Annotated in this window: 18 protein-coding genes; 10 read left to right on the top strand and 8 right to left on the bottom strand. The window is 72.2% G+C overall.

Annotated elements, in window-relative coordinates; genetic code table 11:
• Nucleotides 1-648: amidohydrolase family protein (locus tag F6W97_RS39185; protein ID WP_155375663.1), on the top strand; the 648-nt coding region annotated here is incomplete at its 5' end.
• A gap of 69 nt (nt 649-717) precedes the next feature.
• Nucleotides 718-1722 (top strand): TIGR03842 family LLM class F420-dependent oxidoreductase, encoded by a 1005-nt coding sequence (locus tag F6W97_RS39180; protein WP_155375662.1) that lies wholly within the window; start codon nt 718-720, stop codon nt 1720-1722.
• A 236-nt stretch (nt 1723-1958) separates the two neighbouring features.
• Here F6W97_RS39180 and F6W97_RS39175 read toward each other — a convergent pair whose 3' ends face one another.
• The 3 genes from F6W97_RS39175 to F6W97_RS39165 all read right to left on the bottom strand — a co-directional run bounded on the left by F6W97_RS39175 (nt 1959) and on the right by F6W97_RS39165 (nt 4310).
• Nucleotides 1959-2267 carry a hypothetical protein gene (locus F6W97_RS39175; RefSeq protein WP_155375661.1) on the bottom strand — a complete coding sequence of 103 codons (309 nt, stop codon included), beginning with the start codon at nt 2265-2267 and terminating at the stop codon, nt 1959-1961.
• Nucleotides 2268-2609: 342 nt separating this feature from the next.
• Nucleotides 2610-2747 (bottom strand): hypothetical protein, encoded by a 138-nt coding sequence (locus F6W97_RS39170; RefSeq protein ID WP_155375660.1) that lies wholly within the window; start codon nt 2745-2747, stop codon nt 2610-2612.
• Between the two features lie 9 nt (nt 2748-2756).
• A complete protein-coding gene (locus F6W97_RS39165; protein ID WP_230687342.1) occupies nt 2757-4310 on the bottom strand; it encodes an MDR family MFS transporter in 1554 nt (517 codons plus the stop codon).
• Between the two features lie 185 nt (nt 4311-4495).
• Here F6W97_RS39165 and F6W97_RS39160 point away from each other — a divergent pair, with 185 nt between their 5' ends.
• Together F6W97_RS39160 and F6W97_RS39155 are read left to right on the top strand one after the other, a co-directional pair.
• Nucleotides 4496-5404, top strand: a complete 909-nt coding sequence (locus tag F6W97_RS39160; protein ID WP_155375659.1) for a hypothetical protein — start codon at nt 4496-4498, stop codon at nt 5402-5404.
• Nucleotides 5401-6753: a methyltransferase family protein gene (locus tag F6W97_RS39155; protein WP_407924649.1), complete on the top strand. Its 1353-nt coding sequence runs from the start codon at nt 5401-5403 to the stop codon at nt 6751-6753. Before F6W97_RS39160 ends, F6W97_RS39155 begins: the two co-directional genes overlap by 4 nt.
• On the opposite strand, the gene F6W97_RS39150 is transcribed toward F6W97_RS39155, so the two are convergent.
• Complete coding sequence (locus tag F6W97_RS39150; protein WP_155375658.1) at nt 6671-7828, bottom strand: alkane 1-monooxygenase; 1158 nt, start codon at nt 7826-7828, stop codon at nt 6671-6673. The genes F6W97_RS39155 and F6W97_RS39150 overlap by 83 nt on opposite strands.
• Before the next feature lie 85 nt (nt 7829-7913).
• Between F6W97_RS39150 and F6W97_RS39145 the strand changes: the two genes are divergently transcribed.
• The 6 genes from F6W97_RS39145 to F6W97_RS39120 all read left to right on the top strand — a co-directional run bounded on the left by F6W97_RS39145 (nt 7914) and on the right by F6W97_RS39120 (nt 13507).
• Nucleotides 7914-8546, top strand: coding sequence for a TetR/AcrR family transcriptional regulator (locus tag F6W97_RS39145; RefSeq protein WP_155375657.1), 633 nt, complete (start codon nt 7914-7916; stop codon nt 8544-8546).
• Nucleotides 8547-8677: 131 nt separating this feature from the next.
• A complete protein-coding gene (locus F6W97_RS39140; protein WP_155375656.1) occupies nt 8678-9826 on the top strand; it encodes a serine hydrolase domain-containing protein in 1149 nt (382 codons plus the stop codon).
• 170 nt (nt 9827-9996) lie between these two features.
• A complete protein-coding gene (aroA, locus tag F6W97_RS39135; protein ID WP_230687341.1) occupies nt 9997-11277 on the top strand; it encodes a 3-phosphoshikimate 1-carboxyvinyltransferase in 1281 nt (426 codons plus the stop codon).
• Nucleotides 11278-11290: 13 nt separating this feature from the next.
• Nucleotides 11291-12268 carry an aldo/keto reductase gene (locus tag F6W97_RS39130; protein ID WP_155375655.1) on the top strand — a complete coding sequence of 326 codons (978 nt, stop codon included), beginning with the start codon at nt 11291-11293 and terminating at the stop codon, nt 12266-12268.
• Nucleotides 12269-12360: 92 nt separating this feature from the next.
• On the top strand, nt 12361-13050 hold the full coding sequence (locus F6W97_RS39125) for an FKBP-type peptidyl-prolyl cis-trans isomerase (RefSeq protein ID WP_155375654.1): 690 nt from the start codon (nt 12361-12363) through the stop codon (nt 13048-13050).
• A 211-nt stretch (nt 13051-13261) separates the two neighbouring features.
• Nucleotides 13262-13507: a hypothetical protein gene (locus F6W97_RS39120; protein WP_155375653.1), complete on the top strand. Its 246-nt coding sequence runs from the start codon at nt 13262-13264 to the stop codon at nt 13505-13507.
• A gap of 1 nt (nt 13508) precedes the next feature.
• On the opposite strand, the gene F6W97_RS39115 is transcribed toward F6W97_RS39120, so the two are convergent.
• From F6W97_RS39115 to F6W97_RS39100, 4 genes are all read right to left on the bottom strand, one after another.
• Nucleotides 13509-14300 (bottom strand): DUF1684 domain-containing protein, encoded by a 792-nt coding sequence (locus tag F6W97_RS39115; protein ID WP_155375652.1) that lies wholly within the window; start codon nt 14298-14300, stop codon nt 13509-13511.
• Between the two features lie 113 nt (nt 14301-14413).
• Nucleotides 14414-14827 carry a rhodanese-like domain-containing protein gene (locus F6W97_RS39110; protein WP_196279526.1) on the bottom strand — a complete coding sequence of 138 codons (414 nt, stop codon included), beginning with the start codon at nt 14825-14827 and terminating at the stop codon, nt 14414-14416.
• Entirely contained in the window at nt 14824-15300 is a 477-nt protein-coding gene (locus tag F6W97_RS39105; protein WP_155375650.1) for a cysteine dioxygenase, read from the bottom strand. Before F6W97_RS39105 ends, F6W97_RS39110 begins: the two co-directional genes overlap by 4 nt.
• A gap of 131 nt (nt 15301-15431) precedes the next feature.
• On the bottom strand, nt 15432-16580 hold the full coding sequence (locus F6W97_RS39100; RefSeq protein ID WP_155375649.1) for an acyl-CoA dehydrogenase family protein: 1149 nt from the start codon (nt 16578-16580) through the stop codon (nt 15432-15434).
• Between the last annotated feature and the right edge of the window lie 44 nt (nt 16581-16624).

Below are 16624 nucleotides of genomic sequence, written 5' to 3'. Positions count from 1 at the left end.
GCCGCCGCCCGCGACACCGGCCGCAACGTCTTCGCCGAAACCTGCCCCCAATACCTCTACCTCACCCTCGAAGACCAACTCGGCGCACCAGGCTTCGAAGGCGCCAAATGGGTCTGCTCCACTCCCCTGCGCTCCAAGCACGAACCCCACATGCGCGACCTCTGGCGCGGCCTGCGCACCAACGACCTGGCCGTGGTATCCACCGACCACTGCCCCTTCTGCTTCAAGGAGCAGAAGGAACTCGGCCTCGGCGACTTCTCGAAGATCCCCAACGGCATCGGCGGTGTCGAACACCGCGTCGACCTGCTCTACCAGGGCGTCGTCGACGGCAAGCTCTCCCTGTCCCGCTGGGTCGAGACCCTCGCCACCACCCCCGCCCGCATGTTCGGCCTCTACCCCCGCAAGGGCGTGCTGGCACCGGGCTCCGACGCCGACATCGTCGTCTACGACCCCAACGGCCGTACCCGGATCAGCGTCGACACCCACCACATGAACATGGACCACTCGGCCTACGAGGGCTACGAGATCGCGGGCAAGGTCGACACCGTCATCTCCCGGGGCACCGTTCTCGTCGCGAACAACGACTTCCACGGCCACAAAGGCCACGGCCGCTACCTCCCCCGGGGCCTGTCCACCTACCTGCTGTGAGGAAGGGCGCCTTCTCAACACCCCACCCCGTTCACCAGCCAGTACGTCAGCTCGAAAGGAAATCCCACAGTGGACATCGGGGTCGTGTTCCAGCTGGACCCGCCGGCGAAGCGGGTCATCGAGCTGTCGCAGCGGGCCGAGGCGGCGGGCTTCAGCCACGTGTGGTCGTTCGACTCGCACCTGCTGTGGCAGGAGCCGTACGTCATCTACAGCGCGATCCTGGCCGCGACCGAGAAGGTCATCGTCGGGCCGATGGTGACCAACCCGGGCACCCGGGACGTCACCGTCACCGCCAGCACCTTCGCCACCCTCAACGAGCTGTACGGCAACCGCACCGTCTGCGGCATCGGCCGCGGCGACTCCGCCCGGCGCACCCTCGGCCTGCCACCGGTCGACATCGCGCACCTGCGCGAGGCCGTCGGCGTGATCCGCGCCCTGGCCAACGGGCACGAGGCGACCCACCGCGGCATCGAGATGCAGCTCCCGTGGGTCAAGGACTCGGCGCTGGAGGTGTGGGTCGCCGCGTACGGCCCCAAGGCCATCAAGGTGACCGGCGAGGTCGGCGACGGCTTCATCCTGCAGCTCGCCGACCTGGACATCACCGAGTGGATGATCAAGCATGTGCGAAAGGCCGCCGAGCAGGCCGGGCGCGACCCGTCCGCGGTCAAGATCTGCGTGGCCGCGCCCGCGTACGTCGGCGACGACCTCGCCCACCAGCGCGACCAGGTGCGCTGGTTCGGCGGCATGGTCGGCAACCACATCGCCGACATCGTGGCCCGCTACGGCGACCACGGGGCTGTGCCGCACGCGCTGGCGGAGTACATCAAGGGCCGGCAGGGCTACGACTACGCCGAACACGGCCGTGCCGACAACGCGCACACCGCGTTCGTCACCGACGACATCGTGGACCGGTTCTGCGTGCTCGGCCCGGCCCAGGCCCACATCGAGAAGCTGACCCGGCTGAAGGAGCTGGGCGTGGACCAGTTCGCGGTCTACCTCCAGCACGACGACATGGACCACACCCTGGCCGCGTACGGCGAGACGATCATCCCGGCGATCAGGGCGCTGGACTGAGCCGTCCCAGGGACACATGTCGCTGGAAGCCCACAACTTCTGGGTTGTGGATACAACGCAGAAGTTGTGGCCGGCGGTGGACACGTACTGCCCTGGCAGGGTTGTCCACAGCCCCTACCGCCGCGCGTGAACGTGGGTGACGACCGCCGCTGTGGACGAGGGCGAAACGATGCCGGCGCGGCGGCTGGGAACACTGCTTCGCACGGAACACCTGAAGGTGCGCCAGGTCGTGGTTCCTACGAGTCCCGGACGAGCAGCGCCAGCCGGCGCCATGCCGCGTAGTAGTCACCGGCCGGACTGCCCGACAGCCGCGGCACGACCTGTTCGAGGTGTTCGAGACGCCGGCTCAGGACGTCCCGGCGCCAGGCGTCGAGGGCGCCGCCGTTGCTCAGCCAGGTATGCACGCAACCGGCGGTGTCCGCGTCCAGCATGACCAGGTCGACGCCCGCGCAGTCAGCGCCGCGCACACCGTCGGGGAAAGGCGCCTCGCACTGCTCCGCGTAGAGCCGCGCCACCTCGGCGTATCCGGCCGGCCGTGCTGTCATCGCACCATTCTCACCCAGCCCCACCGGCTCGCGCAGACCCTCTCACCGCACCCCGGCGGCGTTGCGGTTGCGTGGCCGCCGGGCTGCCCTGCCCGGCCGCGCCCGGCGGCGGAACGGACCTCTGCGGCCGCCGCGCTCCGGCACGCAGGCGGTGGGAGCGGTCCGGTTCGGTGGCGGCGCGGGCCGCGACCGGCACCGACACCTGGCCAGGATCGCCGACGACAGCACCGCGAGCAGCGCGGCCGTCAGCGCTCCGATCGGCATGACCGCCCCCGTCCTCCGCCCGTCAGCGCTCCGATCGGCATGACCGCCCCCGTCCTCCGCCTGTCGGTGCGTCCGGCTTCATGGCACTACCACCACCGGCCGGCGCCCCAGCCGGACCAGTGGGGTGGCGACCGGTCCGACGAACCAGCGCCCGCTCTGCCGGGACGCCGCCGGGCCGTCGTGCTCGGCGGCGTCCGCACCGTTGCCGGTGTCCATGCCGGTCGGTCAGACCTCGGCCAGCGCGGGCTCGGGCGCGGTGGCGGGCAGGTCGACGCTGGACCGCAGAGTGATCTTCGGCAGGGCCAGCGCGGCGAGGACACCGACCACGCCGATGGCGGCCGACACCAGGAAAATGTGGCCGGTGGCGTCGCCGTACGCCTCCCGGACGATCGCCTGGGCGGCGGGTGGCAGGGCCTTGAGGTTGAGCGAGCCGCCGCCCGCCCCGGCGGGCAGCCCCGCGGCGGCGAGGTGGGACAGGATGCTCGTCTTGACCCGCTCGGCCAGGATCGCGCCGAGCACGGACACGCCGATGGTGCCGCCGAGCGAGCGGAAGAAGGTGACCGCCCCGGTGGCCGCGCCGAGGTCTTTCAGCGCGGCGGTGTTCTGCACCGCGAGCACCAGGTTCTGCATCGTCATGCCGACGCCCGCGCCGGCCAGCAGCATGCCCGCGCCGATGAAGGTCAGCGGCGTGTCGTGGTCGATGAACGACAGCCCGCCGAAGCCGGCGACCAGAACGATCGCGCCGGTGACGATGTACGGCTTGACCTTGCCGGAGGTGGTGACCATGCGGCCGGTGACGGTCGAGGAGATCAGCACGCCGAGCATCATGGGCATGGTCAGCAGGCCCGCCTCGGTGGGCGTGTAGCCGCGCCCGACCTGGAAGTACTGGCCGAGGAACACCGCGCCGCCGAACATGGCCATGCCGACCGCGAGGCTGGCGAGGATGGCGAGGGCGGGCACCCGCTGGCGGATCACGTCCAGCGGCACGACCGGTTGCGCGGCACGGCGTTCGACCAGGACGGCGAGGCCGAGGATGACCAGCGACGACAGCACCATGGCGGCGGTCTGCCAGGACAGCCAGGCAAACGAGTTGCCGACGAAGGACACCCAGATCAGCAGGGTGCTCACGCCGACGGCGATGAGTGCCGCGCCAAGGTAGTCGACCTTGCCCTTGGACCGGACGCCGGCCGGCAGGTGCAGGGTGAACTGCAGCAGCACGAAGGCGATGACCGCGATGGGCACGCCGATGAAGAAGCACCAGCGCCAGCCCAGCCACGAGGTGTCCACGATCAGGCCGCCGAGCAGCGGCCCGGCCAGCGTCGCCACGGCCATCACGCCGCCGAGGTAGCCGTTGTAGCGGCCGCGCTCGCGGGGCGGGATCATCGCCGCGATCACGATCTGCACCAGGGCCTGCAGGCCGCCGACGCCGATGCCCTGGAACGCGCGCGCGGCGATGATCTGGGGAGTGTCCTGGGCGAAGCCGCTGATCAGCGAGCCCAGCACGAAGATGCCGATGGCGATCTGGACGAGCAGCTTCTTGCTGAACATGTCCGCCAGCCGGCCCCAGACCGGGGTGGTGGCGGTGGCGGCGAGCAGGGTTGAGGTGACGACCCAGGTGTACTGCGTCTGGGTGCCGTTCAGCTCGCCGACGATACGCGGCAGCGCGGTCGACACGATGGTCGAGCTGATCATGGCGACGAACAGCACGAGCAGCAGCCCGCTCAGGGACTCCAGGATCTCGCGGTGGCTCATGCGTGCGGGCGGGGACGTGGTGCTCATGCGAGGGAGCCTCGCACAATCTTGCGCAGTGCGCAAAATTACACGGCACGCAACTATGCCGTGACGGCACGAATTCGCCCGCGACTGCCGCGCGGTGTCCATCACAGACAGGTTGAGCGATCGCTCAAATGACGCTACGCTGCCCGGAGCTGAGTTTGAGCGAACGCTTAAAGGAGTGGTCTGACATGGTGCTTCCCGGCGAGGACGACGACCGGCCGCAGCCGCGCGGGCAGTGGCGGGCGCGCTGGATGCTCGCGGCGGTGATCGGACTGATCGGAGCCGCCGTATACACCGCCATGGTGGTCACCGGCAGGGGCGACAGCGCGCTGCTGTTCGTCGGCGTGCCCACCCTGCTGGCGATAGCGGTGGCCAACACGCCGACGAATTCCGCGTACGGCCGGGTCACCCAGGCGATCACGCTGGGCCTGCTGGCCACCGCGGTGATGTGGCACGAGGGCTTCATCTGCGTGGTGCTGGCCGCCCCGCTGCTCTATGTGACCGGCTGGCTCGTCACCTGGGTCGTGCTCGCCATCCGCAGACGATTCCGGGCGTACGCGTTCGTGCTGCCCCTGCTGCTGCTCAGCAGTGGCGAGGGCCTGACCGGCGACCTGCGGGTCAATCCGGACCAGGCGGTGGAGGTGGTCCGGGTGCTGCCGATGACCGTCGACGAGGTCGCCGCGACGCTGGCCGCCGGGCCGCACGCCGCGACACTGCGCTCGCCGGTGCTCAAGGCACTGGGCATGCCGGTGCCGCAGCAGGTCGAGGGCGACGGCCTGGAGCTCGGCGACCGGTGGATGTTCGGCTACCACGGCTCAGCGCACGGACCCGGCGGGCACATCGTCACCGAGGTCACCGGCCGCTCGGCGCGGCAGGTGCGGTTCGGGTTCGTCACCGACACCACCATCAACGCGCGCTGGTTCACCTGGAACGACGCGACCATCAGCTGGCAGCAGGTCGACGACCGGCACACCGAGGTGCGGCTGCACCTGGGCTACGAACGGCGGCTGGACCCGTTCTGGTACTTCGGCCCGATCCAGGAAGGGCTGATGCACGAGGGCGGCGCACACCTGCTCGACATGCTGGCCCTGCGGTGACCCCCGGCGGGATCTCGCTGACGGACGCCGCGGCGCTCACCCTCGCCCGGCACGCCTGCCTGCTGCTGCCGGTGGTCGCCGTGCTGGCGGCCGGGTTCGCCGGACGCGGTTCGGCCAACGTGAGGCGCGAGCGCGGGGCGGCACTGCTGGCGTTCATCGCGGCCGCCGTCGGTGTGGCCGCGCTCAACGAGGTCGCCGCCGTCGCGGGCTGGTGGACGTACGCCGAGGTGGCGGGGGCGTTCCGGGGCGTGCCGGTGGACCTGTGGCTGGGCTGGGCGGTGCTGTGGGGTCCGGTGCCCGTGCTGCTGCACCGGTTCGTGCCGGCGCCGGTCGCGGTCGGGGTGCTGCTCTGGCTGGACCTGGCCACGATGCCGATGCTGTCGCCGCTGGTCGAGCTGGGTCCGCACTGGATCGCCGGGGAAGTGCTCGGCGTCGTGACCGTGGCGCTGCCGACGATCCTGCTGGGCCGGTGGACGGCCCGGGAGCAGCGGCTCGGCGCGCGGGCGGTGCTGCAGCTGGTCACTTTCACCGGGCTGGTGCTGTGGCTGCTGCCCACCGCGGCGTTCAGCTACGGCGACGGTTCGTGGGCCCGGCTGCAGGCCCTGCCCGGGTGGGCGCTCTCGCTGCTGGTGCAGGCGTTCGCGCTGGCGGCGGTGCCGGCCCTGGCGGCGATGCGGGAGTTCGCGATACGCGGCGGGGGCACGCCGTATCCGTGGGACCCGCCGCGGCGGCTGGTCACCACGGGGCCGTACGCGTACCTGGCGAACCCGATGCAGTGCGGGGCCGTGCTGCTCCTGCTGCTGCTCGCGGCGGGCACGGCCAGCCTGACACTGGCCGCGGCGGCCGTGTCCGGGGTGGCGTTCAGCGTCGCGCTGGCCGGTCCGCACGAGCACGACGACCTGGCCCGGCGCTTCGGCGCGGACTGGCGGGCGTACCGGCGCGAGGTGCGCGACTGGTGGCCGCGGCTGCGGGCGTACCCCCATCGCGAAGCGACGGTCTGGCTCGACGCGGACTGCGGGCCGTGCTCGGCGGTGTGGCGCGCGCTGGCGCGGCGGCGGCCCGCGGCACTGCACCTCGCGGCCGCGGCCGAGCACCCGCGGGTGCTGTGGCGGGCCCGCTACACCGCCGCCGACGGGCACACCGAACGCGGTGTCGCCGCGGTGGCGCGGGCCTTCGAGCACACCCACCTGGGCTGGGCGTACGCCTCCTGGGCGGTGCGCCTGCCGGTGCTCGCGCAGCTCGCCCAGCTGGTCACCGACGCGCTGATCACGCCGCCGCACCCGGCGCGGGCAGCGGATACCGCGCGCGCAGCCGGGCCAGCGCGGGCGGGTGCACGTTCGCCGCGCTGAGGTCCTGGTCGTAGTGGGCGAGCACGCGCCGGTCCATGACGTGCCGCCACAGCGGCGGGAACAGCGCCACCACGATCATCGTGGCGTATCCGGCGGGCAGCTGCGGCGAGCTGTCGAAGCTGCGCAGCACCTGGTAGCGGCGCAGCGGGTGGGCGTGGTGGTCGCTGTGGCGCTGCAACTGGAACAGGAAGACGTTGGTGACGATCCGGTCGCTGTTCCAGCTGTGCCGCGCGTCGACCTTGTCGTAGCGGCCGGTGCCGAGCTGCTGCCGGGCCAGCCCGTAGTGCTCCAGGTAGTTCACCACCTCCAGCAGCGCGAAGCCGACCACGGCCTGCACGGCCAGCAGCGGCAGCACCACCGGGCCGAACCAGGCGGTCAGCGCGGCGAACAGCACGACCGTCATGACCCACGCGTTGAGCACGTCGTTGCGCCAGGTCCACGGGGTACGCCCGCGCAACCGGAACCGCGCGGTCTCCAGCCGCCAGGCCGAACGCAGGCTGCCCAGCACCGTACGCGGCAGGAAGGCCCAGAAGCTCTCCCCCAGCCGGGCGCTGGCCGGGTCCGCCGGCGTGGCCACCCGGACGTGGTGCCCCCGGTTGTGCTCGACGTGGAAGTGGCCGTACCCGGTCGGCGCGAGCGCGATCTTCGACAGCCACCGTTCCAGGCGCTCGCGTTTGTGCCCCAGCTCGTGGGCGGTGTTGATGGCGATGCCGTTGACGATGCCGACGCTGAGCACGAGGCCGATCGCGCCGAACGGGCTCAGCCCGCCGCGGGCCCACACGGCGCAGCAGGCGGCCAGCGCCGCGTACTGCAGGGGCAGGTACAGGTAGGTGAGCACGCGGTAGTACCGCGCGCCCTGCAGCGCGGCGAACGCCTGCTCGGGCGGGTTCTGCCGGTCGTCGCCGACGAGCAGGTCGACGAGCGGGATCAGTCCGAACACGACGACGGGGGCGAGCCACCAGCCCCACTCGTGCCCGCCCGCGGCGATGGCCAGGCCCTCGAAGGGCAGCGTGGGCACGAGCAGGGCCGCGGGCCACAGCCGGCGGCGCGGGTCGCGCCAGGTCGCGTCGCTCATGGTCGCCTCCGCGATGAGGGGTGTACGGCGAGAATCCCACTCCCATCGAATGTTGACAATCGCGAGTATTTTGTAAAGTCATGGGATGCCGACCCGCTCCCCGATCTCCGGACTCGCCCCGCCGGTCCGGCCGGACCGCGACACCACCCGGGCCACGATCGTGGCCGCCGCCCGCGAGCTGACCATCACCCGAGGCTGGGCCGAGGTGCGCATGGCGGCGGTCGCCGAGCGGGCCGGGGTGAGCCGGCAGACCGTCTACAACGAATTCGGCGGCCGCGCCGGGCTGGCCGACGCACTGGCCGACGCGGAGATCGCGCTGTTCACGGCGGGGGTGCGCGCGGTCATGTTCGCGCACGGGCCGCACGTACGGGCCGCGGTCACCGCGGCGGTGCGGTTCGCCCTGGACGAGGCCGCCGCAAACCCGCTGGTCCACGTCATCCTGACCGCCTCCCGTGGCGGCGCGGACCCGCTGCTGCCATACCTGACCACCCGGTCCGACGTGGTCCTGGCGGCCGCGGCGGTGCCGCTGCTGGAGTGGGCGGCCGCGTTCGCGCCCGCGGTCGAGCCCGACGAGCTGGCGTTCGCCGCCGAGACCGTCATCCGCCTGGTGGTGAGCCACATCGTGCTGCCGCTGCGCCCGGCCGCGCCCACCGCCGACGCGCTGGCCGGGCTCGTCGTGCTGCTGCTCGACGCGGCGCGGGGACGTGCGCCGCGCTGACCGGCCCGAGCGACGCCGAGTCGGGTACACGCTCTGGCGTTTTGTCCATGTTAGGGATACGTCGCCGGTAAACTGAGCCCGACAGCTGTGCCCCGGACGGGCTGCGCCCCGAACAGGACGGGGGAACGGGTGTGAAGACCTGGCACATGGTGGCGGCGCTGGCCGCTGCGGCCGTGCTGACCCTGACCATCGGGTTGTTCCCGGCCCGCGCGGCGGGCCCGGACGGCTGCCCCCAGGCGGCATTCGGGTTCACCTCCGACGAACGCGACCGGATGCGCGCCGCCGTCGACAAGACCCGCGCCGACGCGAAGGCCCCCGGCATCACCACCGGCGTGTTCGTCCCCGGCCGCGGCACCTGGATCTGCGTGATCGGCGTGTCCGATCAGGAGACGGGCCGGGCGATGAACGCCGCCGACCGGTTCCGTATCGGCAGCATCACCAAGACCTTCACCGGGACCGTCGTGCTGCAGCTGGTCGACCGCGGGCTGATCGGCCTCGACGAGCCGCTGAGCCGGTACGTCGACTGGCCCGACGGCAACGCGATCACGATCCGCCAGCTGCTGAACATGACCGCGGGCGTCTACGACTACACCGAGGATCCCGAGTTCCGCAAGCGCTACCAGGCGGACCCGGCGGGCTCCTTCGGCCCGCGCGACGCCCTCGACATCGCCCGCGACCACGAGCCGTACTTCCCGCCGGGCAAGGGCTTCCACTACTCCAACACCAACTACATCCTGCTGGAGACGATCGTCGAGCGGGTCACCGGCCGCGAGATCGGCGACCTGATCGAGGACGAGATCGTCGCCAAGCTCGGGCTGGACTCGACCGGCTACCCGACCACACCCGCCCTGGAGCCGCCGTACGCGCGCGGCTACGACGAGACCCCCGACCCGGGTGACGCCGAAGCCCTGCGCGACGTCACGTACTCCAACCCCGGCTACGCAGGGGCCGCCGGGGCGATGGTCTCCAACCTGAGCGACCTGCGCGTCTGGGCCGCCGAACTGGCTCACGGAGCCCTGATCAGCGAGCACCTCCAGCACGAGCGCCTGCAGACGGTCCCGCTGGCCGAGGGCGCCGACGTCTCGTACGGGCTCGGCATCGCCGACTGGGGCGGCTGGCTCGGCCACAACGGCACCATCCTCGGCTACAACACGGCCATGTTCTACCTCCCGGAAACCGGCGCCGTCATCGTCGTCGAGGTCAACCGCTCCTCCCTGGACACCGACCACGCCACCCCCCTGTTCGGCGAACTCGCCAAAATCCTCTACCCGGACCGCTGACCGCGAGTCCGCCCTCGGGGCGACGATCTTGCGTGGACTGTGGGCATGACACGCTCGAAAGCCACAAAAGGGCAACAGTTCGCGCAAGATCGTCGCGATCATGGGCGGGGTGATCTCAGAGCGTGGTCATGGGGGATGGTGGGGGGTGGGGGCGGCGCATACTGGCGGCCGTGTCTGAGAACTTGCTGCCGTCCGTGATCGCGCTGTCGCCGGTGGGGCAGCCGCCGGACACGACGGTGTTGCTGCCCGGGTCCAAGAGCATCACCAACCGGGCGCTGCTGTGCGCGGCGCTCGCCGACGGGACGAGCACGCTGACCGGGGTGCTGTTCGCCGACGACACCCGGGCCATGCTGGGCGCGATCGCCGCGCTGGGCGCGCAGGTCAGCGCGGACGAGGCCGCCGCCACGGTGACGGTGCGCGGCACCGACCCGCGTGCCGCGACCGCGCCGGTGTCGGTGCACGCCAACCAGTCCGGGACCACGTCCCGGTTCCTGCTGCCCGCGCTGGCGCTGCGCCCGGCCCGGGGCGTGCTCGACGGCGACGCCCAGCTGCGCGCCCGCCCGTTCGGGCCGCTGGTCGAGGCGCTGCGCGGGCTCGGCGCGCGGGTCGAGGAGCCCGCCGAGGCGGGCCGCCTGCCGCTGGCCGTCACCGGCCCGGTGCACGGCGGCCGGATCCCGCTGCCGGGGCACCTGTCCAGCCAGTTCCTGTCCGGACTGCTGATGGCAGGTCCGCTGATGCGTGACGGGCTGGCCGTGGAGCTGACCTCGCCGCTGGTGTCGGTGCCGTACGTGACCATGACCGCCGCGGTGATGACCGCGTTCGGGGTGTCCGCCGACGGGCTGGGTGTCGCCCCGGGCCGCTACCGGGCGACGGAGTACGCGATCGAGCCCGACGCGAGCGCCGCCTCGTACTTCCTGGCCGCGGCCGCGATCACCGGCGGGCGGATCACCGTGGCCGGGCTGGGCGCGGGCAGCCTGCAGGGCGACGTGCGCTTCGCCGACGTGCTGGAGCGCATGGGCGCCCGGGTGTCGCGGAACGCCGACGGCATCACCGTGTCCGGCGGGGGCACGCTGCGCGGCGTCGACGTCGACATGGCCGACATCTCCGACACCGCGCAGACCCTGGCCGCGGTGGCGGTGCACGCCGACGGCCCGACCCGGGTGCGCGGCATCGGCTTCATCCGCGAGAAGGAGACCGACCGGCTGGCCGCGGTCGTCACCGAGCTGCGCCGGGCCGGCATCGACGCGACCGAGCACGACGACGGCTTCACCATCCGGCCGGGCCGACCGGCCCCGACGCGCTTCGACACGTACGGCGACCACCGCATGGCGATGAGCCTGTCGCTGCTCAGCCTGCGCTCGCCCGGCATCGAGATCGACAACCCGCGGTGCGTGGCGAAGACCTACCCGGGTTTCTTCGCGGACCTGTCGCGGGTCACCGCCCGAGCGTGAAGGATCAAACGGTATGGAATACGTGAAGCTGGGCCGCACCGGCCTGGACGTGTCGCGCCTCAGCCTGGGCTGCATGAGCTACGGCGAACCGGGCCTGGGCAGCCACACCTGGACGCTGCCCGAGGACGAGTCCCGCCCGTTCATCAAGCGGGCGCTGGAACTCGGGGTCAACTTCTTCGACACCGCCAACGTGTACTCGCTGGGCAGCAGCGAAGAGATCCTGGGCCGGGCGCTGCGCGACTTCGCCGACCGCGACGAGGTCGTCATCGCCACCAAGGTGTGGGGTCCGATGCGCGAGGGCCCGAACGGCCGCGGCCTGTCCCGCAAAGCGATCATGACCGAGATCGACCACAGCCTGCGCCGCCTGGGCACCGACTACGTCGACCTGTACCAGATCCACCGGTACGACCCGGCGACGCCGCTGGAGGAGACCCTGGAGGCGCTGCACGACGTGGTCAAGGCGGGCAAGGCGCGCTACCTCGGCGCGTCCTCGATGTACGCCTGGCAGTTCGCCAAGGCCCTGCACACCGCCGACGCGCACGGCTGGACCAGGTTCGCCACCATGCAGAACCACTACAACCTGATCTACCGCGAGGAGGAGCGGGAGATGCTGCCGCTGTGCCTCGACGAGGGCATCGGGGTGATCCCGTGGAGCCCGCTGGCCCGCGGCCGGCTGACCCGCGACCCCGACACGGTCACCGCCCGCACCAAGGACGACGCCTTCGGCGAGGGCCTGTACGCCTCGACCGAGGCGGCCGACCAGGCGGTCATCGCCGAGGTCGCCCGGATCGCCCGCGAGCGCGGGGTGCCCCGGGCACAGGTCGCGCTGGCCTGGGTGGCGAGCCGGCCGGGCGTGGTCGCCCCGATCGTCGGCGCGACGAAACCGCAGCACCTGGAGGACGCGGTGGCGGCATTGGAGCTCACGCTGAGCGCGGACGAGGTCGCCGCGCTGGAGAAACCGTACGAGCCACACCGGATCGCCGGGCAGTGACCCGCGCGGACCGGCGCGTGAACCGGTAGCGTGTGCGCAGCCGTGGCAGGTGCCACAAAATGTCATGACGGTCGGCGGAGATTCGAGGACTCGTGAGCGGACAGGTGAAGGACCGGGCGGACAGTTCCCGGCGGGCGACCAAGGCGGAGCGGCGTGATGCCCGGGTCGCCGCGGCGAAGGCGGCCAAGCGCAGGAAGATCCTGTACGGCACGCTCGGCACGTTCGTCGGCACGGCCCTGATGATCGCGTTCGCCTTCGTGGTGTTCAAGAAGGGCCCCGAGGACAGCTCCGCGGCGGCGCCCGGCGCGTCGGCGACCCCGGGCGCGAGCCCGGCGGCCGACCCGAACGCCGCCGACCCGAACGCGCCCGCGCCGGACGCGAAGTTCCCGCCGCTGCCCGCGGGCGCCGACCCGGCGCTGGGCACCAAGCCGGTGGTCACCAAGGGCACGGGCACCCCCAAGGAACTGAAGGTGACCACGCTCATCGAGGGCAAGGGCCCCGTGGTCAAGTCCGGCGACACCATCACGGTGAACTACGTGGGCGTCAAGTACGCCACCGGCGAGCAGTTCGACGCCTCCTGGGACAACAAGCAGGCCTACCCGGTGCCCATCGGCGCCGGCCAGGTCATCAAGGGCTGGGACCAGGGCCTGGTCGGGGTGAAGGTGGGCAGCCGCGTGCAGCTGGACATCCCCTCCGACCTGGCGTACGGCGACGGCCCGGACTCCCGGCTGCCCGGCCCGCTGCGCTTCGTCGTGGACGTGCTCGGGATCAACCCCGCCTGATCCGCGTCCCTCGCGGCACTCCGCCCCCGCCTGCCTGGCAGCCGGGGGCGGAGTCGTCTGCGTCCGCGATGCCGCAGCCGAATAGGCAAATCGCCTCATATCAGCTTCCATCGGGCTATGGTCGAGCAGCGGAACATGGCTCGTCAGCTGCGCCGCCACGCGCGGTTCGGCGGCCCGTCCACGTTCCGCGGGCGGCACGAAGGAGAGGGCGATGGCAACGAGCAAGATCAGCTGGATCACCGCCGGGGTGGTGTCCGCGGCGGCCGCGGGTGTGGGCGCCGTGATGGCGATCCGGCGTCGCCGCACCCAGGCGACCGAGGACGGCTACACGGCCCTGGCCGGGCTGAGCACGCACCAGAACGGCAAGCACAAGAAGGAACGCATCCCGCGCAAGCTCAAGAAGAGCCGCGCGCACGAGCAGGCGCTGGCCGCAGGGCACGGCGGCCAGCACTGGTGACTCAGCGGGGGGTACGCTCCCCCGCCTCCACCGCGACCGCCAGCAGGTTCTCCGGCGGCGGCAGCGGGCACGTGCCGTAGTCGGTGAACGCGCACGGCATGTTGACCGCGCGGTTGAAGTCGACGACCGCGGACCCGTCCTGGCCGGGCTCGTCCACCGTCAGCGAGCGTGCCCCGCCGTGCGTGGAGACCCCGCTGGTGGCGTCGCGGAACAGCACCGACAGGCTGCCGTCACCGCCGTCCATGGCCGTCAGCGCCTGCGCGACCCCGTCGACCTCGAACCGCAGCACGCCGCGGGCGATCTGGTCGTGGGTCAGCCCGGGGATGACCGCGCCGACGGTGACCGGGCGGGGCGTGTCGTAGGCCTCGAACACCGCGTCGCATACCCAGCGCGCGTCGAGCGCGAAGGTGGGCACACCGGTGAAGCCGGTCCGGGTGGGCGCCTGGGGGTCGCGCACGCGCAGGGCGTACGCCCCACCGCGCTGGATGATCTCGATGAGCCGGTCGCCGTGGTCGAGCGTGATGCCGGCGCCGCCCTCGACCGGGCTGAGCACCAGCTCGCCCTCGACGGATTCACCCGCATGGCTTAGCCCGTCCGTGGAGTCGGCCAGCAGCAGCACGCCGTCGGCGTGCGGCCCCCAGCGCCCCGGCACGCCCGGCAGGGTGACCTGCTGCGCGGGCAGCCAGTGCAGCGCGGTGAGGCTCAGCCAGCCGTGCGGGGCACGCAGTTCCTGCTCACGGGCGGCACGCCAGGCGTCCCACTCCTCGACCAGCGTCCGGGGGTCGACGGCCATGTCGTGCCTCCTCCTCGTTGACGGGGCTCCCGGCAGCCTGCCATGGCCGCAGTGCTCCCGCAAGATCAGCAGAGGTGTCGACGGGGTGGCTGTCGGTGACCGGACCGGCCCGGTCAGGCCGTGACCGGCAGCCCCGCGGCCTGCCAGGCGGCGAAGCCGCCCGCGAGGTCGGTGGCCCGGTGCAGGCCGAGGTCCTGCAGAGCGGCCGCGGCCAGCGAGGACGTGTAGCCCTCCTGGCAGAACACCACCACCGGCAGGTCGTACCGGTCGGCCACCGGCAGCCGGGCGTCGCTGCGCGGGTCGAAGCGCCACTCCAGGACGTTCCGCTCGATGATCAGCGCGTCGGGGATGCCGCCGTGCGCGGCCCGCTGAGCGGCCGGCCGGATGTCCACCAGCAGCGTCCCGTCCCGCTGGGCGGCGGCGGCCTCGGCCGCGTCGACGCGGGTCAGCCGGGAGCGCGCTGCGGCGAGGATCTCGTCGATGCCGCGCGAGCCCGCGGGCGCGGTGAGGTCGGTGTGCACGCTCACCACTGTGCTCCCGCCCGGTCGACCGCGGCCACCAGCAACCGTCCGGCCTGGAGCCGGTAGCGCGTCATGCTGGTCAGCTCCGGCCCGTACACGTGCACGCTGACGGCGGGCACGGGACCGGCGTTGACGATCTGGTGCACGTGGTGCTCGCCGAACTGGCGGGCCGCGCCGGCGGTCAGCAGCCGGCTGGTGAGCGCGGTAGTGCCGTCGCGCGCCTCGGTCAGGGTCCGTTCGGTCAGCGCGCCGGAGACGACCACGAACGCGCCGGCGCTGCCGCCGTGGTCGTGCAGGTCGGTCTCCTGGCCGGGCAGCCAGGTCAGCAGCCAGGCCTCGACCCCGGGCCCGTCGAGCAGGCGGTGATACCAGCGCTGATCCGGGTCGAACCGGGGCGTGACCGGCCAGTCGGCCGGGTTGTCGGCCAGACGGCGGGCGGTATTCAGATGGTCGGCCCGGACCCCGGTGGTGACGATCATTCAGATCACCTGCTTTTCCTAGCGGCTTTGTAGGAATTACATCACCAGGTCGCGCCGGACACAACAGGAAACGCCGATCCGGATCGTGGCGCGTGCCACGGATCCGGACCGGCGTACGACGGAAAAGGGGTTCAGTCCTTGGCGAGCGACCGGGCGATGACCATGCGCTGGATCTGATTGGTGCCCTCGACGATCTGCAGCACCTTGGCCTCGCGGAAGTACCGCTCGACCGGGTGGTCGGCCACGTAGCCCGCCCCGCCCAGCACCTGCACGGCGTCCGTGGCGACCTGCATGGCCATGTCGGTGGCGAACAGCTTGGTCTTGGCCGCCTCGATCGAGTACGGCAGGCCCGCGTCGCGCAGCCGGGCCGCGTGCAGCATCAGCGCCCGCGCCGCGGAGATCTGCGTCGCCGCGTCGGCCAGCATGAAGCCCAGCCCCTGCAGGTCGATGATCGGCTTGCCGAACTGCACCCGCTCCCGGGCGTAGCCGATCGCGTAGTCCAGCGCGCCCTGGGCCAGGCCGATGGCGCAGGCGGCGATGCCGAGGCGGCCCGAGTCCAGCGCGCCCATCGCGATCCGGAAGCCCTCGCCCTCCCCGCCGATGAGCCGCTCGGCGGGCACCACCGCGTCGTCGAACGCGATCTGGGCGACCGGCGAGGAGCGCAGGCCCATGGTCTTCTCCCGGGCCTGCGGGTGCAGACCCGGCGTGTCCGCCGGGGCCAGCAGGCAGGAGATGCCCTTCGGGCCGGGCCCGCCGGTGCGGCAGAAGACGTTGTAGAAGTCGGCCACACCCGCGTGCGTGATCCACGCCTTGGTGCCGCTCACCCGGTACGCGTCGCCGTCGCGAGTCGCCTTCGTGGTCAGGTTCGCCGCGTCGGAACCGCCGGCGGGCTCGGACAGGCAGTACGCGCCGAGCAGCTCGCCGCCGATCATGTCGGGCAGCCAGCGCTCGCGCTGCTCCGCGGTGCCGTGGTGGGCCAACGGGTAGGCGGCCAAGGTGTGCACGCTGACGGTCTCGGCGATGGCGACCCAGCGGCTGGCCAGGATCTCCAGCACCTGCAGGTAGACCTCGTACGGCTGCTCCGCGCCGCCGTACTCGGCGGAGTAGGGCAGGCCGAGCAGGCCGGAGCGGCCCAGGGTGCGGATCAGTTCGCGGGGGAACTCCCCGCGCGCTTCGAAGTCGTCGGCGTGCGGCGCGAGCTCCTTGTCCGCGATCTCGCGGGTGAGTTCGAGCAGGTCGTGTGCTTCAGGGGTGGGAAGCAGGCGGGTAACGGCGGGCATGAAGCCAGCTTAACGAACGTTAGGTGTCCGCGTCGGGCCGGATC

Source organism: Catellatospora vulcania (genome assembly GCF_009720385.1).
In the GTDB taxonomy this organism is placed as follows: domain Bacteria; phylum Actinomycetota; class Actinomycetes; order Mycobacteriales; family Micromonosporaceae; genus Catellatospora; species Catellatospora vulcania.
This window is presented reverse-complemented; position numbering and strand designations above follow the sequence as displayed.